Origin of the sequence: Curtobacterium sp. A7_M15, assembly GCF_030705415.1 — a bacterium.
In the GTDB taxonomy this organism is placed as follows: Bacteria; Actinomycetota; Actinomycetes; order Actinomycetales; family Microbacteriaceae; genus Curtobacterium.
This window is the reverse complement of record NZ_JAUZED010000008.1, coordinates 35,522-58,938: the sequence shown is the minus strand read 5'-3', so window position 1 is coordinate 58,938 and position 23,417 is coordinate 35,522. Positions and strand designations below refer to the sequence as shown.

Below are 23,417 nucleotides of genomic sequence, written 5' to 3'. Positions count from 1 at the left end.
GGCGGGCGAGCTCAGGCGCTCGCCCGCCGTCCCGGCCCGGTCAGCGCTTGATGCCGAGCTTGCTGAAGTCGAGCTCGTTGGCGCCGATGTTGTGTGCGGCGGCGACACCGGTCAACCACTTCTGTGCCAGGACCCAGTCCTTGTTGTAGGACAGGTTGTAGTAGCACCCGGTGGCGGCGTACTCCTTCGCAGCCTCGACGTAGAGGTCGTCGTCACCGGTCGCGACGGCCTGGTTGAGCTTCTCATCCACGCTCGGCACGTCGCACCCGAAGTAGTTGATGCCGCCGGACTTGTCCCAGAACACGTGGCCCCACATGTACGGTGAGCCGCCGTCGGGGCCGTTGTTGCCGTCGAAGAACGCGTCGGGGCCCTTGCTCGGGTCGTTGATCCAGCCGAAGACCTGCGATGTCGGGTAGCCCTTCGCGGTGGCGTCGATCCCGAGGGCCTGGAGCTTCGCCGACTGGATGTTCGCCATCTGCTGCGCGTTCGTGTTGCCGCTGGCGTACCCGATGGTCATGCTCGTGCCCTTCGCGAGGGACTTCGCGTAGTCCTGCATCACCGAGGGCTTGTAGGACAGCTCCTGCTCGTCCTTCCCACCGGGGATCATGCCCTTGGCGTAGAGGGTGGTGGCCGGCTCGGACCGGCTCCCGAGTACCTGCTTCACGAGCGACTCCTGGTCGATGCTCTGCAGGAACGCGAGCCGTGCCTCCTTCGTGGAGAAGAACGACCGCGACGGGTTCAGCGTGACGAGCGCCGATTGCAGGGTCGGCAGCATGTAACTGGCGTAGGCCCTCGAGTCCTCGTACTTCGACAGGCTCGAGGACGGCAGGGCGGCGACGACGGCGGAGACGTCGCCGCGGTCGAAGGCCAGCTGCAGGGCGGAGACGTCGGAGTAGATCGGCAGCTTCACCGTCGTGAACGGCGACTTCGTGCCCCAGTACCCGTCGTACTGCTTCAGGGTCCAGGACGTCCCGGGGTCCGCCGCGCTGATCTCGTACGGGCCGGTGCCGGCGTCGTGGGTCTGCAGCCAGGTCTGTGCGTCGTCCGTTCCCGCATGCTCCTTCAAGGCGGTCGGCGACTCCATCTTCGGCCCGAAGGGCGACGCCAGGTAGTCGAGGAATGCCGAGTTCGCCTTGTCCAGGGTCACGACCGCGGTCAGGTCGTCCGGGGTGGCGACGCTCTTCACGCCTTCGACCATGTACGCCGCTCCGCCCTTCACGGCGATGCGTCGGTCGAACGCGACCTTGACGGCGGCCGAGGTGAACGGGGTTCCGTCGTGGAAGGTGACGCCCTTCCGCAGGTGGAACGTGTACGTCGTATTGTCGTCGCTGACGTCCCACGAGGTCGCGAGGCGCGGTGCGATCTCGACCTTGTCCGTGTCGTTCGCGTACTGCACGAGGCCCTCGTACGTGTTGAGGACGATGGCGAGACCGTTGTTCGCGTAGTAGATGTCCGGGTCCGGCGGCTGGCCGATGTCGCCGAGCAGACCGACGGTCAGGGTGCCGTTCGTCGGCGCGGGGTTCGCGGCCTTCGCGGTGCCGGCGCCGGAGCACGCGGCGAGTGCCAGGAGCGGCAGGACCGCTGCCGTGGCGAGCGCGACTCGCGTGCGCTTGCGGAGGGTGCTGAGCATCACGGGGTTCTCCTTCGGGTGGGTGGAGCCGATGGGGTGGAGCGTTCTGGGGTGGAGCCGTCGGGGTGTCTCATGCGAGACGGGGGTCCGCGGCGGTCTGCAGGACGTCGGCGATCGTGTTGACGACGACGTAGACGGCACCGAGCACGAGCGTCACGGCGGCGATGGCCGGGAAGTCCGACACGGGGATGCTGTTCGCGAGGTAGTTGCCCATCCCCGGCCAGCTGAAGACCTGCTCGACGACGACGTCGCCGGCGAACATGAACCCGAGCTGCAGCCCGGCCATGGACAGGGCGGGGCCGACGGCGTTGCGGGCGACGTGGTGCGCGAGGACGCCGGCCCGTCCGAGGCCCTTCGACCGCGCCGTCCGGATGTGGTCCGCCGCCAGGGTCGATTCGAGTCCCGCCCGGAGGATCCTCCCGATCGCCAGCGCCGGCGCGATGGCGAGCACCGTGGCGGGGAGGACGAGGTGGGACAGTTCGGACCCGATCCCTCCGTCGCCGCGTCCGGAGGCGGGGAGCCACCCGAGCTGCGCGTAGAGCAGGATGATGCCGCCGAGTGCGAGCAGGAACGGCGGAGCGGTCGCCCCGATGAGCAGGGCCCCGCGGTAGAGGCCGCTGAGCGGCCAGGACAGCGCGGCGGACGCTGCGAAGACCCCCGCGAGCACGAGCGCGATCACGAAGGCCGCCAGCACGAGCTCGACGGTGGCCGGGAGTGCGGTGGCCAGGTCCGTCGCGACGGGCCGGTGGGTGCGGAAGGACGTCCCGAAGTCGCCCCGCAGTGCGTTGCCGACGAAGCGCAGGAACTGGACGGGCAGCGGGTCGTCGAGTCCGAGGCGCACACGCTCGGCCGCGACGGCCTGCCGGGAGGCGTTCGCACCGAGCGCGGCACGGGCCGGATCGCCGGGCGAGACCTGCTGCAGCACGAAGACCACGACACTGAGCACGAGCAGCACGACGACGAGGGACCCGAGACGACGGAGGAGGAACCTGACCACGCCGCTCACCTCCTGGTGACGAGGGTTCGGATGCCGTCGCCGGCGTGGTTCGCGACGAGGCTGAGGACGAGGACCGCGACCCCCGGCACGACGGGCACCCACCAGGCGGTGAGCAGCAGCTGCGTGTTCGCCGCGGTGTCGGCGCCGAGTTCGGGTGCCGGGGAGGGCTGGCCGAGTCCGAGGAAGGACAGGCCTGCGAGCAGCAGCACGACGTTGCCGATGTCGAGGCTCGCGGTGACGATCGCGGTCGGGACCGCACCGGGCAGCACGTGTCGGAACACCAGGCGACCGCGGCCGATCCCCGTGACCCGGGCGGCCTCGACGTGCGGTCGTGCCACGATCGCACGGATCTCGGACCGGATGATCCGGGCGTAGTAGGGCCACCAGACGATCGAGATGCCGACCAGGGTGTTCGTCAGCCCCGGGCCGAGCGCCGCGACGATCGCGATGGCGACCAGGGTCGACGGCAGCGCCAGGAACAGGTCGGTGACGCGCATCAGCAGGGTGTCGACCCAGCCGCCCGCGACGCCCGCGGTCACCCCGACGGCCCCGCCCACGACGAGGCCGACGGCCACCACGGCGAGCGCCGAGAACCACGAGGTCTGCAGCCCGTACAGCGTGCGGGAGAGCACGTCGCGACCGATCGAGTCGGTGCCGAGCAGGTGGTCCGGGGTGCCGATGGGCAGCTGGACGCCGCCGACCGGTTGGATCGGGTCGTCCGGTGCGAGCAGGTGCGCGGTGAGTGCGACGAGGGTGAGCACGCCGAGCAGTCCGACGAGCACCCAGGCGGTCGCCCGTCCGGCGTGCACGCCGCTCGTCAGCGTGACCGGTGAGAAGCGCCGCGTGACGGCGACGGCGCTCACCGTGCCACCGCGATCTCGGGCACCGACGCCACGAGCGTCCGCGTGTAGGACTCCCGCGGGTCGGCGACGACCGCGTCCGCGTCGCCGATCTCGACGACCCGTCCGCTCTGCACGACGGCGATCCGGTCGCCCATCAGCCGGGCGACGGCGAGGTCGTGGGTCACGAACAACACGGTCATGTCGAGCTCCCGTCGCATGTCGCGGATCAGGTTGAGGGTCATCGCGGCGAGCGACGCGTCGAGGGCGCTGGTCGGCTCGTCGCAGAGCAGCACCGCCGGGCGGACGATGGTCGCGCGCGCCAGGGCGACCCGCTGCCGCTGTCCGCCGGACAGGTCTGCCGGACGGAGACGTGCGACCGACGCCGGCAGCCCGACGCCGTCGAGTGCGGCCGCGGTGCGGCGGTCGGCCTCGGCGCGGTCGAGGCGTGCGGGCGCGAGGCGCTCGCGGAGGGTCTCGCCGACCGTCATCCAGGGGGTCAGGGACGAGCCGGCGTCCTGGAACACCATCTGGGCGCCGCCCTCGGCGACCGTGACCGTGCCGGCGGTCGGCCGGACGAGCCCGGCGACGGCACGGAGGACCGTCGACTTGCCGGACCCGCTCTCCCCGACGATCGCGAGCGACTCTCCGACGCCCACGACCAGGTCGACACCGCGGACGGCCTGCACCGTCCTGCGTCGCCGGCCGTGGCCGGTCGTGAAGGTGCAGACCAGACCGGAGACGGTGACCGCAGGTTCGGTGGCGCGTGCACCGGACGTGGACGAGGACGTGACCACAGTGGGTTCGGGAGCGGGTGCGGGACGGAGGTCACGCACGTCGTCGATCGGCGCGAAGCAGGCGGCAGCGTGGTCGGCCGCCGGCCGAGAGTCGTCGAGCGTGGGCAGCTCGGTCGCGCAGCGGTCGTGGACGAGTGGACACCGGGCACGGTAGGGGCACCCGACGGTGCGCTCGGCGGGGTCGAGGGTGTCGACCGGGAGCGTGGGCAGGCGGCCGGCACGGTCGAGCCGCAGCGACAGCCGCGACTGCATGAGTCCCGTGGTGTACGGGTGTGCGGGCACGGTCAGCACCTCGGCGGCCGGACCGACCTCGGCGAGCCGGCCGGCGTACATCACGGCGATGCGGTCCGCGATCTGGGACGCGACGCCGAGGTCGTGGGTGATGAGCACGACGCTGCACCCGTGCTCGTCGCGGAGCTCCCGGAGCAGGTCGAGCAGCTGCGCCTGCACCGTGACGTCGAGCGCCGTCGTCGGTTCGTCCGCGACGACGAGTGCCGGCTTCCCGGCGATCGCGATCGCGGCCATCACGCGCTGGCGCAGGCCGCCGGAGAGCTCGTGCGGGTAGACGCTGAAGCGCATCTCGGGATCGGGCACGCCCATCGAGTCGAGCAGGGCGATGGCACCGGCGCGGTCCTGCCCGGCCTCGGTGATCTGCCGGCCGACGCGCATGGTCGGGTTCAGCGAGGTCATCGGATCCTGGAACACGGCACCGAGCGCAGAGCGCCTGGCCGCACGACGGTCGACCTCGGCTCCGTGGGCCATGTCCGTGCCCGCCACCGTGACCTCGCCCGAGACGACCGGGTGGGCGGCGTCGGGGAGCAGGCCGAGCAGGCTCATCGCGAGCATGCTCTTGCCCGACCCGGACTCGCCGACCAGGCCGACGATCTCGCCCGCTCCGACGACGAGGTCGACGCCGCGCAGCACCTCGGAGCGGACGCCGTCACGCTCGAGGGACACATGCAGGTCGCGCACCACCGCGATGGGCGCCGGGGCCGTCACGCCACACCCCCGGCGAGGTGCGCGGCGATGGACCGTGGCTGGGTGAACCACACGCGGTCGCGCTGGCCGGTCATGTGCTGCAGGGCTCGGTCGAGCGCCCGGAGGCGGAAGGGAGCACCGGAGATGAAGGAGTGCACGACGACGCTCATCACCAGCGGTTGGTCCTCGGAGCGTTCGAGCAGTTCGTCGAACTCGTCGACGATCATGTCCGCGAACTCGGTCGCCGAGGCGCCCCGGCCGATGATGGTCGTGCTGTCGTTGACCTCGAGCGCGTAGGGCAGGGCGGTGATCGGGCCGGCCGAGGTCGGGATCGTCACGGGCCGGTCGTCGATGCGGAGGTCCAGCAGGTAGCGGTACCCGGCCGTGACGAGGTTGTCGAGGGTCGACGTGGTCTGGCTGAGCCACGGGCTCGACCAGCCGCCCGGCGCGGTGCCCTCCTCTGCTTCGATGCGTGCCGCCACGGCCGCCAGGTACGCTGCCTCGCGCGCCGAGGACATGCCCGTGAGGGAGTCCGAGTTGGAGATGCCGTGCCCGATGAACTCGGCGCCGAGCCGACGGGCGGCTGCGACGAGGTCCGGAGCGGTGTCGTAGACCGCGGTGTTCAGCAGCACGGTCGGCGGGATGCCGGCCGCGTCCAGCCGGTCCAGCAGCCGGAACGCGCCGACGCGGTTGCCGTAGTCCCGCCACGACGTGTTCACGAGGTCGGGAGCGGCCACGTCCGGCACGACGTCCTCGGTCCGGCCGACGCCGAAGCGGTACTCCTCGAGCCCGACCGCGACGTAGACCGCGAGGCGGCGTCCGTCCGGCCACTCCGGCCCGCCCGCGACCGTGATCGGTCGGTAGGGCCACAGCCCGTGGCCTGGCGCCGCCGTCGTGGGCAGCGTGTCGTCGTTCGTCATCCGATCCACCTGTTCATGCCGACGTCGGTCCGGGCGGCGCGACGCACGACGGCGTCGACCGCCGGCAGGATCGCGTCGGCCTCGGCCCACGTCCGTTCGAGTGCCGGTCGCCGCGCGGCGTGGAGCTCGCGGGCCTCGGCGAGGAGTGCTGCTTCGTCGACCGAGACCACTCGGCCGCCCTCGGCGACCACGACACCGGCGACGAGCGTCGCGCGGACACTGCCCCCGGACTCGCAGTAGACGAGCTGCCCACGCAGGTCGTTGAAGGGCGTGAAGGCGGGCGCGTGCAGGTCGAGCACGGCCAGGTCCGCCTGCGCACCGACCGCGACCCGACCGATCCGCCCGGTGCGCCGCATCGCCGCGGCACCGCCCTCCCACAGCGCGTCGAGGACCTCGGCCGGGGACGGCCAGTCCTCGGGATCCCGTCCGGAGACGTTGTGCACGAGGCCCGCCTGCTTGACGACGCCCCAGGTGTTCACGGTGTCGTCACAGATCGCCTCGTCGACGCCGAGGGCGACCGGGATGCCGCGGTCCCGCATCGCACGGAACGGCATCACGCCGCTGCCGAGTCGCAGGTTGCTGACGGGGTTGTGCGCGACCACCGCCCCGGCGGCGGCGATCCGGTCCAGGTCGTCGTCGTCGACCCACACGGCGTGGATGACGTTGACCCGGTCGTTGAGCAGTCCCAGGTCGTCGGCGTACTGCACGAGGCTCCGCCCGGCGAAGCGGTCCTGACCGGTGCCGGGGACCGACAGCGCGCGCTGGGTCCGGGTCTCGAGCACGTGCGCGAACACCGGCAGGTCGTGCGCCCGGCTGAGGTCGTCGAGGGCTCCCCAGTACTCCGGACTGACCCGTTGCGGCGCGGAGATCGACACCGCCGCCGAGAGCCGACCGCCTGCTGCGCCGTGCCACGTCCCGACCAGGTGGTCGTAGGCGCCGAGGAGTTCCGCCGCAGCAGCAGGGGCGGGGGCACGCAGCGCAGCGGCGACCTCCGGGTCCAGTCCCTCGAGCCCGTCGAGGAACGGCAGCTTGTCGGTGTCCGGCAGCTCCGGCTGGTCGAGTGCGACGGTCGCGCGGATGCCGCTGTCGGCGTAGGCCTGCATGACCGCGTCGATGATCTCGGGCTCGGGCGACGGCATGAGGAAGGCGTCGTCCTGCACGCTCGTGGTCCCGGTCCGCAGCATCTCGAGCGCGCCGAGCATCGTCCGGAGGTAGGCCTCGCGCGGGGTCGGTCGGAGCGCGGGGTCGGCGGGCGACTCGTAGAGCATGAAGGTCTCGAGCGGTCGGCTCCGGAACGCACCCTTCAGGTGGTTCGCGGGCGAGTGGAAGTGCGCGTTCACGAGTCCCGGGAGCACCACGTGGTGCTCGTGACCGTCGATCGTGCGCGCACCCGTCGGAGCACCGGCCCGCGCCGTCTCGCCGATCGCCGCGATCGTGTCGTCCACGACGAGGACGTCGGTGGGTCCGGTCATTCCGGAGGCGCGGGACGGATCCCACACGAGGACGTCGGCCAGGAGCACGCTCACGAGGACACCTCCGGCGCGTGCGCCCAGGTGCTCGCCCGCGATGTCGAGAGCCCCTGCGCGAGGAGCCCCTCGACCGCGGTGGTCGCGGCGGCGACGCCGTCGACCACCGGGACGCCGAGCGCGTCCGTGAGGGCGTCGACGAGCTCGGTCAGGCCGGCGCACCCGAGCACGACGGCCTCCGCAGCGTCCGCTGCCAGCGCGGCCCGCGCCTCCTGGACGAACGCGTCGAACGCCGGACCGGCACCCGACTCGATGTCGGCGACCGAGACGTCGACCGCCCGCACCGTGCAGCGGTGCTCCAACCCCAGCCCGGCGACGACCCGGTCGGTCATCGCGCGGGTGCGCGGCGGCATGGTGACCACCGTGAAGCGGTGCGCGAGGAGGGCAGCGGTCTGGAGCGCCGCCTCGGTCATCCCCACGACCGGACCCGCTGCGCGCTCGCGGGCGGCGGCCAGGCCGGTGTCGCCGAAGCAGGCGACGACGTAGCCGTCCACGCCGTCACGCTCCCCCTGCTCCACCTGGGTGAGGACGCCGGCGGCGCCGAGGACCTCGTCGGCGTTGGTCTCGACGATCGCCGGTGCTCCGTCGGAGTGGGTGGCGCTGACCGTGGTGTCGGGGCGGGCGACAGCACGCGCGGCGGCGAGCACCGCGGTGGTCATCGACTCGCTCGCGTTCGGGTTGAGGACGCGGACGTGACTCATCGTGCCTCCCCCGCACCGACGAGCGGGGTCACGATGCCGCGCTCGGCCAGGAGCGCGGCGACCCCGTGTCCGCTGATCGCGACGCGTGCGGCGGCAGCGCCCACCCGTGCTGCCTCGACGGGGTCGGCACCCGCGACGTGCGCCGCTGCGAAGGCACCGCAGAAGGAGTCACCGGCGCCGGTCGAGTCCACCGGGACGACGGCCTCGGTCGGGACGGTCTCGACCCCGTCGGCCGTCGCGACGACGCAGCCGCGCTCGGCGGTCTTGACGACGACGACGTCCGCTCCCGCGTCGCGGAGGCGTTCCGCGGCGAGCGCCGGGTCGGTGGTCCCGGCCAGGGCGAGCGCCTCCACCTCGCTCGGCAGGAACACGTCGCACGTGGCGACGAGGGCGAGGAGTGCCTGCTCGTTGCCGCGCACGTAGTCCTCCTGCAGGTCGAGGTAGACGGTGCCGGGGCGGTCCGCCCGCATCGCCTGGTCGTGGAGCCACGGGCCGAGGGTGAGCTGCGAGCGCAGGCTCATGGCGGAGACGAGCACGCCGTCGACGTCGAGCGCTGCGGGCGCGATGTCGTCCGGGTACACGCTCATCAGGTCGAAGGCGTCCTCACCGGAGAGCAGGTCCCACACGCGGGTGCCGTCCGCTGCGTACGTCACGCGGTTCCGGACGGTGGGAGCGGACCGAGGGCGGGTCGCCTCGGCCGTGATGCCGGCTCCGGCGACTGCCTGGAGGAGCGTGGCCGGGACATCGGTCCCGAACGGTGCCAGCATGCGGACGTCGTCGAGCACGCGGCGCGCGGCGAGGGCGGCGAACAGCGCGTCACCGCCGAGGGCGGTGGTCGTCGTGCCGTCGACGACGAGGTCGTCGACGGTCAGGTTGCCGATGCAGAGCAACGAGGCGTCAGTCACGGTGGGCCGCCTCGGCTGCTTCCGCTGCTGCGAACTGTGCCATCGCCACGAGGTAGCCGGTGAGCTGCACCGGGAGCACCGTGAGCAGCGGGCTGATCGGTTCCGGGACGGCCGGCAGCACCACGACCGCGTCGGCCACGGCGTCGAACGCGTCCACACCGGAGGTCGTCACGACGTACACACGCCCGCCGAAGCGCTTCGCCTCGCTGGCCGTGTGCACCGCGCGCGGCACCGAGGGCCCCTCCGGCGCGACGATCCAGATCGGCTCGTCCGCCTTCAGCGAGTTGTAGTGGTGGAACTCCTCGACCTGGATCGCCTCGGCGCGGTCCGGCGTGCACTCCTTCACCTTCGCGGCTCCGATGATCGCGCTGCCCCAGCTCGGGCCGGCACCCGAGAAGAGGAACGCGCGGCTCGCGCGCTCACGCTCGGCGATCACGGTGAGCTGCGGTGTGACGTCCGCGATCACCTCGGCCATGCGGTCCGGCACGGTCGCGAGTGCGGCGCGCAGACTGTCCGCGCCGGGACGCCCGAGTCGTTCCCCGACCCGGGTGGCGAGGTCGAGGAGGAGCGCGAGCGCGGTCGTCGACGACTGGGTCGGCCACCCGACCCTGGTGGCGCGGAGGAGCAGGGTTCGCTCGCTCTCCTGGTCGAGGGTCGAACCGGCGGTGTTGGTGATCGCGACGGTGAGTGCCCCGACGTGCTGTGCGACGAGGGCGGCCTCGACCGTCCGCGTGGTCTCACCGGAACTCGACAGGGCGATGACGACGCTCCGGTCCGTGACGATCGGTGCGAGGTAGTAGGCCAGGTCGAGGCTCTGCACCGGCTCGCACGGCACACCGGTCATCTGCTCGAAGGCCTGCCGTGCGGCGATCGCGACCGCGAGCGAGTCGCCCGCGCCGGTGATGAAGACCCGGTCCGGGGCGGTCCGCGCGAGCAGATCGGCGAGTTCGTCGAGGACGTCGTCGTTCGCGGCGAGGGTTTCACGGATCCGCTCCGGCTGGGCGACGAGTTCCGGCAGGGTCGCCTCGTCACGTGCCCGGCGCTTGGGATCGAGTGGGTGGTCGGTCGGCAGCGCGACGATCGACGCGTGCTCGGCGGCGGAGACCCGCTCGACGACGGCCTGCTGCCGGGCGTCGAGCGGGCTGCCCGGTCCGATGAACGGGCTCGGCGTGATGGTGGTGGTCATGGTGTCTCCGGGATGCGGGGCGGGTCTTCGACGGGAGTGGGGAGGGGTCAGACGCGAGCGGCGGTGAGCGCCTGCCCGAACCGGTCGGCCACATCGGGATCGACGCGTGCATCCGGTGCGGCGGAGCGCTTGATCGCGCTGCCGAGGATCGCGCCGTCAGAACCGGCGATCGCGGCGTCGATCGTGTCGAGACCGACGCGGCCGCCGACGACGACGGGGACGTCGGGCATCACGGTCCGCAGGTCGGCGATCGCCGCGACGGCATCGGCGACACCGCTGTCGCGTGTGACCACCAACACGTCGGCTCGGCCGAACGCGCGGGCCTCCGTCGCAGCCCATCGCGGTGTCGATGCCAACGCGATGCTCGTCGCCTCGTGCACGTCGGCCCAGACCTCGACGTCGCTGCCGAGCAGCCGCTGCATGGCCGCGACCTCGTGCGCGCAGCCCTGGATCCATCCGGTCGCCCCACCGACACACCGGTCAGGACCTTGACCCGCACGAACGTCGCTCCGATCGCGTGCGCGATGGCCACGGCACTCGGTCCGTCGTTGTGCCCGACGACGACACCGACCGGCAAGTCGACCGCGTTCGTCACCGCGGCGCCGATCACCGCGAGCGCCGCGACGGTCGGGGCACCGACGGTGACGGCCTGCGGCATGTCGCTCGCGTCCTGCACCATGACGTGGGTGAAGCCGGCGTCGCGGAGGGCGATCGCGTCCTCGGCTGCTCGATCCGCGATCGCTCGGACGGAGAGCCCGCCGTAGTTGACCGCGCCGGGCAGCGGGGGGAGGTGGAGGACTCCGACGAGGCGGAAGGGAGTGGGCATGCCCAAACGGTATACAAGACGGTGTTTCCGGCGCGTAACGTCGAGTTGCGGTCTCGTTACGGCGGGCTGAATGTGGCGAAAAGATGACAAAAAGCCCTGGTCGGCAAGGTTGGGCTCGACGCAGATCAGAGAGTCGACCCGAGATATTGTCGACGAATGTATACACAGGACGCGCCCGCCCACCGAGGCTCCTCGTCGACACCCCGCTCCTCGAGGGTCCTGCAGTCCGCAGGCACACCCGTGCGCACCGTGGGTCCGCGCGGTTCGACCCTCCATCGCCAGCGGCTGACATCGGTTGCTGGTGGTGCCGGAGCGGCGAGACCCTCGACGGCGGGCTGCGGAGGACTGCGGACGCCCTCGGGACAGGCGTGCGGCGTGTTCCAAGGACACCCGGGAGCTACCGCTCTCGGCTGGCGATCAGCAGCGTGTCCCTGCCCTCGACTCCGACGAGCCCTCGGAGGTGCCCGTCCGGTCCTTCCGACGTTCGCCACGGTCGGTTGCGCTGACGACACCGCGACGGAGCAACCCTGCACGCGCCGTGTGCCGGCGATGCGTCAGCGCCATACCTGGAAAGAAGAAAACCCCCGCGTGAACGGGGGTTTTCTGTGGCGGTACCGGTGGGATTTGAACCCACGGTGGAGTTGCCCCCACACATGTTTTCGAGACATGATCCTTCGGCCGCTCGGACACGGTACCGGGAGAGAGTTTACACGATCCGGGAGGCGCGACGCACCACCGCGCGTCGGCTCCCCCTCCACAGGCGGCTGGTCGGGGACGTCCGTCCACGAGCCGATCGAGACGGATCGCGTCCCGACGAAGTCCGCGTAACGTCCACCGCATGAGATCCCGCACGCTCATCGCACTGCTGTCGTCGGTCGTCGGCGGCCTCACCGTCCTCGGCGGCGCTGCCCTCGGCGCCCGGGCCGGTGTCCGTGGCCAGCGCGCTGCAGCCCGCCGGGTCGGCGAGCTGTTGCCCGTGCACGCCGACTGGTGGCGTGAGCGCCTGCAGCACGAGGGCCAGATCACCTACCTCGCGATCGGCGACTCCGCCGCGCAGGGCGTCGGCGCGAGCGAACCCCACCGCGGGTACGTGGGACTGCTCGCCCGGCGGATCCGGCACCGCTCGCGGTCGTCGGTCCGTGTGGTGAACCTCAGCGTGTCGGGTTCGACGACCTGGGGCGCCCGGAAGGACCAGCTGCCGAAGCTCCGCAACTACACGCCGGACATCTGCACCGTGTCGATCGGCGCGAACGACATCGCCGACTTCCACCCGGACAAGTTCGAGCGCAACATCCGCGAGATCTACGGTGCCGTGCCGTCGCACGCGATCGTCGCCGAGCTGCCGTGCATGTTCGTCCCCGACCGTGAGCGCAAGGTCGCGGTGGCGAACGAGATCGTGCACCGGGTGGCGGACGAGTTCGGGCTCACCGTGGCACCGCTGCACACCATCACGAAGCGGGTCGGTCTGCGCCGGACGTTCTTCAACAGCTACGGGGACCTGTTCCACCCGAACGACCGGGGGTACGAGATCTGGGCGAGCGCGTTCGAGCCGGCGGTCGACGCACGGGTGGACGTCGTCGCCGCGATCCGGCACTACCTGTCGGCACGTGAAGCCGAGGAGCTCGGCGCCGGGGCGGGAGCGGTGGCGACCGCGCGCGCCGAGCGGGACACCGAGGGCGCCGAAGCACTCGACCACGCCGACCGCCCTGGTCGGATCGACCGCCTCCGCCAGCGGGTGACCGGGTCGGTCGCGCTGCCGGACGTCCAGAGCAACGAGCACCCCGACGATCCGAGCCACCGCACGGGTGATGTCGGCGGCACGGCCTAGCCTGGCGAGCATGGCGCGCGCTCAGTCCCTCTACCGCTGCACCGAGTGCGGCTGGACCAGCATCAAGTGGGTCGGCCGCTGTGGTGAGTGCCAGTCCTGGGGAACGGTCGAGGACTCCTCTGCGGCGACTGCCAGCGTCCGGGGCACCGCCTCCGTCGCGGTCACGGGCAACCGTGTGGCCCGGCCCATCACCGAGTCCCGGGGAACCGCCGTCCAGCGCTGGCAGACCGGCATCGGCGAATTCGACCGGGTCCTCGGTGGCGGAGTGGTCCCGGGCGCCGCGGTCCTGCTGTCGGGCGAGCCCGGCGTCGGCAAGTCGACCCTCCTGCTCGAGGTCGCATCACGCGCCGCCGCGTCCGGCAAGCGCGTGCTCTACGTCAGCGCCGAGGAGTCGGTCGACCAGGTCCGGCTCCGCGCCGAGCGCACCGGGGCGATGCACGACGACCTCTACCTGGCGAGCGAGGTCGACCTCGGCGTGATCCTTGGCCAGATCGACCAGGTCCAGCCGGACCTCCTCATCGCCGACTCGGTCCAGACCATCTCGTCGAGTTCCGTCGACGGCATCGCGGGTGGCACGTCCCAGGTGCGCGAGGTCGCGTCCACCCTGATCCGCGTCGCGAAGGACCGTGCGCTCCCGGTCCTCATCGTCGGACACGTGACGAAGGACGGCACGATCGCGGGTCCCCGACTGCTCGAGCACCTCGTCGACGTCGTGTGCCACTTCGAGGGCGACCGGCAGACCGCGCTCCGGTTCGTCCGCGCGCTGAAGAATCGCTTCGGCCCCACGGACGAGGTCGGATGCTTCGACATGGCCGGCGACGGCATCCACGAGGTACCGGACCCGAGCGGCCTCTTCATGTCGAAGAACGGCGCTCCGGTGTCCGGCACGTGCGTGACCGTGGCGCTCGAAGGGCGCCGAGCACTCCCGGTCGAGGTGCAGGCGCTCGTCGTCCCGAGCTCGGCGCCGCAGCCGCGCCGGGTCGTGAACGGAGTGGACTCCTCGCGCGTGGCGATGCTCCTCGCGGTGCTCGAACGCCGCGCGGGCCTGAAGCTGTCCGATGCCGACGTCTACGTCTCGACGGTCGGTGGCATGAAGCTCACCGAGCCGGGCGCGGACCTCGCGATCGCACTGGCGCTCGCGAGTGCCGCCCGCGACCGCCCCTACCCGCACACGTTGGCGGCGGTCGGCGAGATCAGTCTCGCAGGCGAGATCCGTCCGACCACGGGCACGAAGCAGCGCGCGAGCGAAGCCGCACGTCTCGGCTTCACGACGGTGCTCGGCGCGGATGCCCAGCACCTCCGCGAAGCACTCCGGGTGGCGTTCTCACTGGCAGCGAACGAACGGGAACGCGAGCTCGACCGAGCGTTCTGACGGGTGACGACAGCACCGACGGCACCGCGCACGAGCGATCAGCGACGCGACACCCGCAGCCAGGCTCCCAGCCGACCGGGCGTCAGGCCCGGAGCGCCGCCAGCAGGTCCGACGGCGTGGCCTGCATCGTGTGCGGACCGGCGATGTCGAAGAACACACCCTCGAGCGTGTCCAGGTGCGCCGCGATGAACTCCTCGAGCCGCGGGCCGTCGTAGACCATCACCTGTCGGACCTTCTCGTCCGGCACCATCGCGGTGTACGCGTCGGCCGACGAGAACAGCAGCAGGATCCGCTTGTCCGAGCCCTCACGGCCGAACACCCGCACCTGCATGTCCTTCTTGCCGGTCACGAGCCGGGGGACGATCACGATGTCGTTGCGGAGCGCGAAGGCCACCGCCGCGACGTCCTGCTTCTCGAGCGCTGCCTCGAGCTGTTCGCTCCGGAAACGCTGTTCCTTGTCTGCCATCGGGACCCAGTCCACCAGATTCACGGACGTTCGGCGACTTCGGCTCTTCCCTTGTGGCCACAAGACTGTAGATTGGTGTCAACCGCTTCGGCGGGAGTCCATCGTTCTTCCGGTGCACAGCACCTCGAGCGCCATCGGTCACTGGCCTTCCCCGGCCGCCTGGCCCCGAACCCGTTCTACCGGCCCCATGCCCGCAGGACGCATCGATCTGACGACATCCGTCGGTGGATCGGCGGTAGCGAATACCGCATCGCAAGGCAGTCGACTGCAGATGTCGACTGGCAAGAAAGTAAGGAACGCCATCATGGCATCGACCGGCACCGTCAAGTGGTTCAACAACGAAAAGGGCTTCGGCTTCATCGCCCCGGACGACGGCTCCGCTGACGTCTTCGCTCACTTCTCCGCGATCGCTGGCAACGGCTACAAGTCGCTCGAGGAGAACCAGAAGGTGGAGTTCGACATCACCGAGGGTCGCAAGGGCCCGCAGGCGGAGAACATCTCCGTCATCGGCTGATCTCCTCAGCTGAGAACGGGCCCGTCGTCTTCGTGACGACGGGCCCGTTCCCGTTCGCGGGCGGCACGATCACGCCGACCGCAGCACTCCCCCGCTCCTCCGGCACGTTCGGCGCACGCGGCGCACGCGTCACTCGAGGATGAACTGCACCGACGCCTTCGACTCGATGTTCCCCACCGCCACCTGCAGGTGGTAGCTGGCTCCCCCACCGGTGACCGACGGCCGCGATGAGTCGCACGTCGTCGTCGACGACCGCGTCCGGTCCCACGCGATCGCCGGCGTGGTGAGGGTCTGCCCGGCCTTGATCGTGACGTCCTGGTTGGTCCCACCGGTCTGGCAGTCCTTCGACGACCAGTACTGCTCCTCGCCGGACGAGATGGTGAGGACCTGCTGCGACGAACCGAGGTCCATGTGGCACGAGTTCGACCCGGTGTTCTTGATCGACATGGCGATCTTCGGGTCCTCGGTGGGGCCGTACGAGGTCTTGTCCACGACGGGCGTGAGCGCGATCTGGTCCTTGGCACACGTCGCACCGTCGGCGCCGGAGGAACCCGACGCGGCACCGGATGCGGAAGCAGACGGCGTCGACGACGCTGAGGGACGAGGCGTGGCCCGCGACGAGGCGGCGCCCGAGGACGAGGAAGCCGCAGCAGCGGACGAGGGAGAGGAAGACGGCGCAGCAGCACCGCCCGGGTCCGCAGACGCCCCACCACGCCCGACCACGATCAGCACGACGACGACCACGATGAGCAGCAGCACCCCGATGACCATCGCACGGCGGCGCCAGTAGACACCCGGCTTCTCGGGCCCGACGGGGTGACGGAACGACGACATGCGCACAGGGTAGACAACGGCGCGAGCACCACGGGGGAACCCCGCCGCGCAGCGGTCGAAAGCGTCAGAGGATCTTCAGCATGCGGGTGTTGCCGAGCGTGTTCGGCTTCACCCGTGCGAGGTCGAGGAACTCCGCGACCCCTTCGTCCGACGACCGGACGAGCTCGGCGTACACCTCGGGCGAGACGACGCTCTCGCCGATCTCGAGGTACCCGTGCTTCGTGAAGAACTCGACCTCGAACGTGAGGCAGAAGATCCGGGCGACACCGAGTTCGCGGGCGTCGTGCTCGAGCGCCTCGAGCATGCGGTGTCCGACGCGCTTGTGGATCCACTCGGCATCCAGGGCGAGCGTCCGCACCTCGGCGATGTCGTCCCAGAACACGGCGAGCGCGCCGCACCCGATCGGCACGCCGTCGGGGCCCTCGGCGATCCGGAACTGCTGGATCGAGCCGTAGAGCGCGACGTTCTCCTTGCCGAGCAGGATCCGCCGGTCGACGTAGGGCGCGATGAGCCGCTGGATGTGCGGGACGTCCGACGCGAGCGCCGGGCGCACCAGGATGCCGTGTTCGTCCCGTTCGTGGAACGCGTGCTTCCCGTGCTCACTCATCTGACTCACCATAGTGCGCGCGGGGGACACCGCCCTGAAGGGCACCCAGGCGCCGCCGCCTACCGTGCGGGTCATGCCTCAGATCATCGAAACCGTCGACGTCAACGTCCCCGTCCGCCAGGCCTACGACCAGTGGACCCGCTTCGAGGAGTTCCCGCACTTCCTCGACGAGGTCGAGAAGATCGTCCAGGTCGACGACAAGACCACCGACTGGACCGTCAAGGTGGCCGGCCAGGAGCGCGAGTTCCGTGCCGTCATCACCGAGCAGCACCCGGACGAGCGGGTCGCGTGGACGGTCAAGGACGGCGAGACGGACCACGCCGGCGTCGTCACCTTCCACAAGCTCTCCGACGACGAGACCCGCGTCACGGCGCAGATCGACTGGGAGCCGACCGGCTTCCTCGAGAAGCTCGGCTCGGCGGTCGGCGTCGGCGGCCACGCCGTGAAGAAGGACCTGCAGAACTACAAGGAGCGCGTCGAGTCGGCACCCACCGACTCCGGGTGGCGCGGCGACGTGCAGGCCTGACCAGGCCGACACACGAGAACGCGACCACGGTCGAGACGGGAGGCGCGGTGCCCGCGGGCGCCCCCGCCCCCCCGCCCCGGGGGGGGCGCGGTGCCAGCTGGCACCGCGCCTCCCGTCCGTCGTCGGGTCGCGACCACCGCACGGCGCGCCACCCGCCTGTTCGGCATCCCCCCATGAAATGCCGACCTGACGAACGGGCGAACGCCTGGCAGAGTGGTTGTCGCTGGCCGACGCGCTGGTTCAGTTTTACCATGTCTGAGACAGATGTACAGGGGCGGGGAGACATGATCGAGTACACCGACGACGACGCACACCGACGAGAGCTCTCACGGAAACTGCAGCTCCTGATGGACGTCGTCGAGGCGAATTCCGGGCAGCGCCCCGCCTACAAGGAGATCGCGGCGGAGATCGAGGCGCAGGGCGCGTCGATGAGCCGCCCGCGGTGGGGCTACATGCTCGGGGGGAACGGGCCGGCCGTCCGCGACCAGCGTCTGCTCGTCGCACTGGCCGGGTACTTCGGTGTGCCGCCCGAGTACCTGACGGACGCCGCCGGCAACACCGACGTGCCGGAGCGGGTGCAGGCGCAGCTCGAACTCGTCCTCGAGCTCCGCAAGCGCGAGGTCGTGGCGTTCGCCACCCGACGTCTCGGGGAGTTCGCCTCCGCGGCCGAGATCCGCGACTTCACCGAGCACGTCCGGCGACTCGACGACTCCGGGTCGACACCGTGAGCGCGTTCGCCGACCGGATCGGCGCCCGCCGGCAGCAGGCCGAGGCTCGTCGCAGCGTGCAGCGGCTCGGACTCCCCCGCCGGCTGACGCTGCCGCAGCTGCTCGTCCGGGCCGAGGCCACGCTCGGCAAGCCGATCCGGCTCCGGACGACCGCACTGCCCGGTGACCTCTCGGCCCGGCTCATCCAGCGCACCGACCACGCCCTGCTCGAGACGCGCCCCGACCTGTCCGAACGCTCCCGGGTGGCGTGTGTGCTGCACGAGCTCGCGCACGTGTTCCTCGCCGACCCCGGCTGCGACCACGAGGCGTACACGGGGCTGCTCACCGGGCGGACGGCGTTCACCCGGTCCCTGGACACCCCGCACGAGCAGACGGTCGAGCTCGTCGCCGACCAGCTCGCCCTGCGGATCGGACTGCTCGACCCCGACGGAGCACCGCGCGGGATCTTCCGGTGACCCTGCACGTCTGGGGGTCGCTGCCGGTCTGGCTCATCCTGGCCGTCCTCGTCGTCCGGCTCTGGCTGGTGCGGACCCAGTCGGCGAGCGTCAGCTGGCTCATGGTCTGCTGCTCGTTCGTGGCCGTCGGGCTGAGCATCAACCAGCCGGACGTCGTGGCGTTCCTCGGCGGCTTGACCCGCACACCGAACATCGCCGACCTGCTCGGCCGCTGCCTGATGGTGTGCGGCCTGTTCGCCCTCGCCCAGTCGGTCGAGGCTGCCGCCCGGTCCGCACGGCTGCTCCGACCGAGCCGGCTCGTCGGCGTCGGACTGGTCCTCGTCGCCCTCGTCGTGCTGTTCGTCATGATCGACGCGCCGGAGCCCACCTCGCAGTTCATGGTCGCGTACGGCGACCAGCTGCCCACCGCGCTCTACTCGGCGGTGGAGATGACGTACATCGCGGTCGTCATCTCCCGATCGGCGCTGGCGGTGCTCCGCGGCTTCCGCGAGGGCGACGGCCTCGGCCGCATGTACTGGCTCTTCGTCGTCGGCGCCGGGGCGATGGTCCTGCTCGCGGCGATCGCCGTGTCGCTCGACGCCGTGCACGTGCTCGGCCTGGACGCCGCCGTCCGGGTGCTGGGTACCCTCTACGCCCCGGTCTTCCTGACCTCGATGGTGCTGCTCGCCGTCGGTGCCGCCGGCGGGGTGCTGCCCGACGCGGCGCGGGAGTTCCGCGACTGGCGGGCTGCCCGGATCCGCTTCCGGACGCTGGAGCCCGAGCTCCGGCGACTCGAGGGCGCGTCCGGCAACCGAGGCCTGTACTTCACGATCGCGTGGCAGCGCCCGCAGTGGCGGAGCAGACTGCACCGGCTGTCGGTCGAGATCGAGGACCGCGCACGCGAGGCGGGGCAGGACGTCCCGGCCGCCGCGACGCTCACCACCGCACGACTGGAGGAGACCACATGACCGGCGGACGCATCGCCACCACCGGAACCGCACTCGGCACCGCGGCGGGAGCCGTCGGGACGCTCGGGCTGGGTGCGTTCGTCGCACGTCGGCTGCTCTTCCCGACCCCGTACACGGCGACCGCGACCGTCCGCCGCGCCACTCCTTCCGAGGCGACCTTCGTGGCCACGCGCGACACCCGGCTGCCGGGGACGTACCGGATCACCCGGGACGGCCAGGACGTCCTCGTGCAGGGCGTCCTCGACGTCGACGGGGGGACGGTCCGGCGTCGCACGGACGGGTCGGCGACCGTCGGCGAGTGGCAGTGGGACGCGCTGCTGTACGACGACCTCGCAGACGTCCCCGGCGACGAGCCAGGGGACGAGGCCGCGGCGACGGGCACGCACGTGATCCACGTGCACGGGCAGTCGCTCGGGCCGCGGCAGGTCCTCCGGGGCATCCCGGTCTGGCGTGCCCTCGGGGCGACGTCCGAGATCGTCGACACGACCGACCTCCCGCTCCGATCGCTCGACCCCGGCGCGGTCGACCGCATCGTGACGGCCGTCCGGGCAGCCCGGGGCCGCGGCGCCGCCCGTGTCGTGCTGCAGGGCTGGTCGGCGGGGGCGCTCGCGTGCTCGGTCGCCGCCTCCCGGGTCGAGGTGGACGGTCTGGTCGGGGTCTCGCCGCTGCTCAGCGTGCGCTCGGCGCTGCGTGGCGCGGTGACGGGAGCGCGCCTCCCCGCGTTCGTCGGCACCGTCGCTGCACGGATCGCGACCACGAACGTCCTGTCACGCCTGGCAGGTGCCGCGGCTCCGGTCGCGACGACCGCCTGGCAGGGCTCGGAGACCCCGACCCTGCTCGTGCACTCGGCTGCGGACGCCCTGGTGTCCGAGGCCGACGTTGCCGAGCAGACCGCCCAAGCTGGGACGCGTGCCGTCGTGTTCCGGACCGCGCCGCACACGCTCGAGTGGAACGAGGACCCCGAGCGCTGGGAGCAGGCCGTCCGCGACTTCGCGGAAGCGCTCTGACGCCAGCGCGACCGCGAACGCTGGCACGGGCACGGGCACGAGGACGACCGCGAACGCGGTCACGAGCACGAACGTGCAACGGCCCCGGTCTGTGAACAGACCGGGGCCGGCGCGTCTCGACCTGTTGGGGGGAACCGGTCGAGCGCTGCGTGCGGGGTGTTGGGGGGAACCCCTCGCACGCTGTGACCACCGTACCCCCGGACGAGGGCCGGTGGTACACCGACGCGCGAACCGTCCCACCCGTGTCGTGACAGGAGGCGCGGTACCGACCGGCACCGCGCCTCCTGTCATGGGTCCTGCTGGGTCCTAGGACTCGATCTCACCCTGCGGAGCGTCCGTCGCCTCGACGGCGGCTGCCCCGGCGAGGACCTCCTCGCGACCCGGCTGACGCCCGGTCTCGAACTGGAACGCTCCGTCGTGGAAGTCGACCTTCACGTGGTCGCCGGCGTTGAGCTCACCCTGCAGGATGTGCTCGGACAGCTGGTCCTCGACCTCGTGCTGCATCGCGCGGCGGAGCGGGCGAGCACCGAGGGCGGGGTCGAACCCGACCTTGATGAGCTGCTCCTTGGCGGCGAGCGTGAGCTCCACCGTCATGTCGCGGTCGAGCAGGCGGTCCGACAGGCGCTTCACGAAGAGGTCCACGATCTGCAGCAGCTCGGACTGCGAGAGCTGCGGGAACACGATCGTGTCGTCCACGCGGTTGAGGAACTCCGGCTTGAAGTGCTTCTTGAGCTCCTCGTTCACCTTCGAGCGCATGCGGTCGTAGCCGACAGCCGAGTCACCCTCGACCTGGAAGCCCACCGGACCACCCGCGATGCCCTGCGAACCGAGGTTCGTGGTCATGATGATGACGGTGTTCTTGAAGTCGACGACGCGGCCCTGACCATCGGTCAGACGACCCTCTTCGAGGACCTGCAGCAGCGAGTTGAAGATGTCCGGGTGGGCCTTCTCGATCTCGTCGAAGAGGACCACGGAGAACGGCTTGCGACGCACCTTCTCGGTGAGCTGGCCGCCCTCCTCGAACCCGACGAACCCGGGAGGGGCACCGAAGAGTCGCGAGACCGTGTGCTTCTCACCGAACTCTGACATGTCGAGGGAGATCAGCGCGCCCTCGTCGTCGAAGAGGAACTCGGCGAGCGCCTTGGCGAGCTCGGTCTTCCCGACACCAGTGGGGCCGGCGAAGATGAACGAGCCCGAGGGGCGGTTCGGGTCCTTCAGACCGGCACGGGTGCGGCGGATGGTCTTCGAGAGGGCCGAGATGGCCTCTTCCTGACCGATGACGCGCTCGTGCAGGGCCTTCTCCATGAAGACGAGACGCGAGGTCTCCTCTTCGGTGAGCTTGAACACCGGGATGCCCGTGGCCTGCGCCAGGACCTCGGCGATGATGCCCTCGTCGACGGTGCCGGACGCGGCGACGTCACCCGCACGCCACTGCTTCTCGAGGCGGAGACGCTCGCCGAGGAGCTTCTTCTCCTCGTCACGGAGCGACGCAGCCTTCTCGAAGTCCTGCTCCTCGATGGCGGCTTCCTTCGACCCGCGGACCGTCGAGATCTTCTCGTCGAACTCGCGGAGCTCCGGCGGCGCCGACAGGATCGACAGGCGGAGGCGAGCGCCGGCCTCGTCGATCAGGTCGATGGCCTTGTCCGGCAGGAAGCGGTCCTGCACGTAGCGGTCGGCCAGGTTCGCCGCGGCGACGATCGCGCCGTCGGTGATGGACACCTTGTGGAACGCCTCGTACTTGTCGCGGAGGCCCTTGAGGATGTTGATCGCGTGCGGCAGCGACGGCTCGTTGACCTGCACCGGCTGGAAGCGACGCTCGAGTGCGGCGTCCTTCTCGAAGTGCTTGCGGTACTCGTCGAGCGTGGTGGCACCGATGGTCTGGAGCTCACCACGGGCGAGGAGCGGCTTGAGGATCGACGCGGCGTCGATCGCGCCCTCGGCAGCGCCGGCTCCGACGAGCGTGTGGATCTCGTCGATGAAGACGATGATGTCGCCGCGGGTGCGGATCTCCTTCGTGACCTTCTTGAGGCGCTCCTCGAAGTCACCGCGGTAGCGGGAGCCGGCGATGAGCGACCCGAGGTCGAGCGAGTAGAGCTGCTTGTCCTTCAGCGTCTCCGGGACGTCGCCCTTGACGATCGCCTGGGCCAGGCCCTCGACGACCGCGGTCTTGCCGACGCCCGGCTCACCGATCAGGACGGGGTTGTTCTTGGAGCGACGGGAGAGGATCTGCATGACCCGCTCCATCTCCTTCTCGCGCCCGATGACCGGGTCGAGCTTGGCGTCGCGGGCGGCCTGGGTGAGGTTCCGACCGAACTGGTCGAGGACCTGCGACCCCTGCTGCGCGTTCTGCTGGGTCTCGCCGCCGACGGCGACCGCTTCCTTGCCCTGGTAGCCGGACAGGAGCTGGATGACCTGCTGACGGACGCGGTTGAGGTCCGCGCCGAGCTTGACGAGGACCTGGGCGGCGACGCCCTCGCCCTCGCGGATGAGCCCGAGCAGGATGTGCTCGGTCCCGATGTAGTTGTGGCCGAGCTGCAGCGCCTCGCGCAGGGACAGCTCGAGCACCTTCTTGGCGCGCGGCGTGAACGGGATGTGCCCGGTCGGCTGCTGCTGCCCCTGCCCGATGATGTCCTGGACCTGCTCGCGGACGGCATCGAGCGAGATGCCGAGCGACTCCAGCGCCTTGGCGGCGACGCCCTCGCCCTCGTGGATGAGGCCGAGGAGGATGTGCTCGGTGCCGATGTAGTTGTGGTTGAGCATCTTCGCTTCTTCTTGAGCGAGGACGACAACACGACGGGCTCGGTCGGTGAATCTCTCGAACATGTGCT

22 protein-coding genes, 1 tRNA gene and 1 pseudogene are annotated in these 23,417 nt (G+C 71.0%); 8 read left to right on the top strand and 16 right to left on the bottom strand.

Going from position 1 to position 23,417, the window contains the following annotated elements; genetic code table 11:
- Positions 1-40: 40 nt before the first annotated feature.
- The 12 genes and pseudogenes from Q7F20_RS03135 to Q7F20_RS03080 form a co-directional block, all read right to left on the bottom strand.
- Entirely contained in the window at positions 41-1,630 is a 1,590-nt protein-coding gene (locus tag Q7F20_RS03135) for an ABC transporter substrate-binding protein (protein ID WP_305738652.1), read from the bottom strand.
- A gap of 70 nt (positions 1,631-1,700) precedes the next feature.
- Positions 1,701-2,627 carry an ABC transporter permease gene (locus Q7F20_RS03130; RefSeq protein ID WP_305738650.1) on the bottom strand — a complete coding sequence of 309 codons (927 nt, stop codon included), beginning with the start codon at positions 2,625-2,627 and terminating at the stop codon, positions 1,701-1,703.
- A 5-nt stretch (positions 2,628-2,632) separates the two neighbouring features.
- Positions 2,633-3,490 (bottom strand): ABC transporter permease, encoded by an 858-nt coding sequence (locus tag Q7F20_RS03125; RefSeq protein ID WP_305738649.1) that lies wholly within the window; start codon positions 3,488-3,490, stop codon positions 2,633-2,635.
- On the bottom strand, positions 3,487-5,235 hold the full coding sequence (locus Q7F20_RS03120) for an ABC transporter ATP-binding protein (RefSeq protein ID WP_305738648.1): 1,749 nt from the start codon (positions 5,233-5,235) through the stop codon (positions 3,487-3,489). The genes Q7F20_RS03125 and Q7F20_RS03120 overlap by 4 nt, the downstream gene beginning before the upstream one ends.
- 23 nt (positions 5,236-5,258) lie before the next feature.
- Positions 5,259-6,161 (bottom strand): polysaccharide deacetylase family protein, encoded by a 903-nt coding sequence (locus Q7F20_RS03115; protein WP_305738647.1) that lies wholly within the window; start codon positions 6,159-6,161, stop codon positions 5,259-5,261.
- Positions 6,158-7,687 (bottom strand): amidohydrolase family protein, encoded by a 1,530-nt coding sequence (locus Q7F20_RS03110; RefSeq protein WP_305738646.1) that lies wholly within the window; start codon positions 7,685-7,687, stop codon positions 6,158-6,160. The genes Q7F20_RS03115 and Q7F20_RS03110 overlap by 4 nt, the downstream gene beginning before the upstream one ends.
- Positions 7,684-8,388, bottom strand: a complete 705-nt coding sequence (locus Q7F20_RS03105) for an aspartate/glutamate racemase family protein (protein ID WP_305738645.1) — start codon at positions 8,386-8,388, stop codon at positions 7,684-7,686. The genes Q7F20_RS03110 and Q7F20_RS03105 overlap by 4 nt, the downstream gene beginning before the upstream one ends.
- Positions 8,385-9,293: a carbohydrate kinase family protein gene (locus Q7F20_RS03100; RefSeq protein WP_305738644.1), complete on the bottom strand. Its 909-nt coding sequence runs from the start codon at positions 9,291-9,293 to the stop codon at positions 8,385-8,387. The genes Q7F20_RS03105 and Q7F20_RS03100 overlap by 4 nt, the downstream gene beginning before the upstream one ends.
- Positions 9,286-10,479 carry an SIS domain-containing protein gene (locus Q7F20_RS03095; protein ID WP_305738643.1) on the bottom strand — a complete coding sequence of 398 codons (1,194 nt, stop codon included), beginning with the start codon at positions 10,477-10,479 and terminating at the stop codon, positions 9,286-9,288. The genes Q7F20_RS03100 and Q7F20_RS03095 overlap by 8 nt, the downstream gene beginning before the upstream one ends.
- 47 nt (positions 10,480-10,526) lie before the next feature.
- Positions 10,527-10,931, bottom strand: coding sequence for a BtpA/SgcQ family protein (locus Q7F20_RS03090; protein ID WP_305738651.1), 405 nt, complete (start codon positions 10,929-10,931; stop codon positions 10,527-10,529).
- 74 nt (positions 10,932-11,005) lie between these two features.
- Positions 11,006-11,305, bottom strand: a pseudogene (locus tag Q7F20_RS18665) (BtpA/SgcQ family protein); the annotation flags it as partial.
- 606 nt (positions 11,306-11,911) lie between these two features.
- A tRNA-Ser gene (locus Q7F20_RS03080) sits at positions 11,912-12,001 on the bottom strand.
- A 142-nt stretch (positions 12,002-12,143) separates the two neighbouring features.
- On the opposite strand from Q7F20_RS03080, the gene Q7F20_RS03075 reads away from it, so the two are divergent.
- Complete coding sequence (locus Q7F20_RS03075; protein WP_305738642.1) at positions 12,144-13,133, top strand: SGNH/GDSL hydrolase family protein; 990 nt, start codon at positions 12,144-12,146, stop codon at positions 13,131-13,133.
- Positions 13,134-13,143: 10 nt separating this feature from the next.
- A complete protein-coding gene (gene radA / locus Q7F20_RS03070) occupies positions 13,144-14,505 on the top strand; it encodes a DNA repair protein RadA (RefSeq protein WP_305738641.1) in 1,362 nt (453 codons plus the stop codon).
- An 82-nt stretch (positions 14,506-14,587) separates the two neighbouring features.
- On the opposite strand, the gene Q7F20_RS03065 is transcribed toward radA, so the two are convergent.
- A complete protein-coding gene (locus tag Q7F20_RS03065; protein WP_305738640.1) occupies positions 14,588-14,971 on the bottom strand; it encodes an SseB family protein in 384 nt (127 codons plus the stop codon).
- A gap of 304 nt (positions 14,972-15,275) precedes the next feature.
- On the opposite strand from Q7F20_RS03065, the gene Q7F20_RS03060 reads away from it, so the two are divergent.
- Complete coding sequence (locus tag Q7F20_RS03060; RefSeq protein ID WP_022907629.1) at positions 15,276-15,485, top strand: cold-shock protein; 210 nt, start codon at positions 15,276-15,278, stop codon at positions 15,483-15,485.
- 129 nt (positions 15,486-15,614) lie between these two features.
- Here the strand turns inward: Q7F20_RS03060 and Q7F20_RS03055 are convergent, their stop codons facing one another.
- Entirely contained in the window at positions 15,615-16,319 is a 705-nt protein-coding gene (locus Q7F20_RS03055; protein WP_305738639.1) for a hypothetical protein, read from the bottom strand.
- 64 nt (positions 16,320-16,383) lie between these two features.
- Positions 16,384-16,926 (bottom strand): amino-acid N-acetyltransferase, encoded by a 543-nt coding sequence (locus Q7F20_RS03050; RefSeq protein ID WP_305738638.1) that lies wholly within the window; start codon positions 16,924-16,926, stop codon positions 16,384-16,386.
- Positions 16,927-16,999: 73 nt separating this feature from the next.
- On the opposite strand from Q7F20_RS03050, the gene Q7F20_RS03045 reads away from it, so the two are divergent.
- The 5 genes from Q7F20_RS03045 (at position 17,000) to Q7F20_RS03025 (ending at position 20,589) form a co-directional block, all read left to right on the top strand.
- Positions 17,000-17,452: an SRPBCC family protein gene (locus Q7F20_RS03045; protein ID WP_305738637.1), complete on the top strand. Its 453-nt coding sequence runs from the start codon at positions 17,000-17,002 to the stop codon at positions 17,450-17,452.
- A 251-nt stretch (positions 17,453-17,703) separates the two neighbouring features.
- Positions 17,704-18,180 carry a hypothetical protein gene (locus Q7F20_RS03040; RefSeq protein WP_305738636.1) on the top strand — a complete coding sequence of 159 codons (477 nt, stop codon included), beginning with the start codon at positions 17,704-17,706 and terminating at the stop codon, positions 18,178-18,180.
- The gene (locus Q7F20_RS03035; protein WP_305738635.1) at positions 18,177-18,635 is read left to right on the top strand and encodes a hypothetical protein; all 459 of its coding nucleotides are present in this window, start codon (positions 18,177-18,179) and stop codon (positions 18,633-18,635) included. Before Q7F20_RS03040 ends, Q7F20_RS03035 begins: the two co-directional genes overlap by 4 nt.
- Positions 18,632-19,582 carry a hypothetical protein gene (locus Q7F20_RS03030; protein WP_305738634.1) on the top strand — a complete coding sequence of 317 codons (951 nt, stop codon included), beginning with the start codon at positions 18,632-18,634 and terminating at the stop codon, positions 19,580-19,582. The genes Q7F20_RS03035 and Q7F20_RS03030 overlap by 4 nt, the downstream gene beginning before the upstream one ends.
- Entirely contained in the window at positions 19,579-20,589 is a 1,011-nt protein-coding gene (locus tag Q7F20_RS03025) for a hypothetical protein (protein WP_305738633.1), read from the top strand. Before Q7F20_RS03030 ends, Q7F20_RS03025 begins: the two co-directional genes overlap by 4 nt.
- A 306-nt stretch (positions 20,590-20,895) precedes the next feature.
- On the opposite strand, the gene Q7F20_RS03020 is transcribed toward Q7F20_RS03025, so the two are convergent.
- Positions 20,896-23,412, bottom strand: a complete 2,517-nt coding sequence (locus Q7F20_RS03020) for an ATP-dependent Clp protease ATP-binding subunit (RefSeq protein ID WP_305738632.1) — start codon at positions 23,410-23,412, stop codon at positions 20,896-20,898.
- Positions 23,413-23,417: the final 5 nt, after the last annotated feature.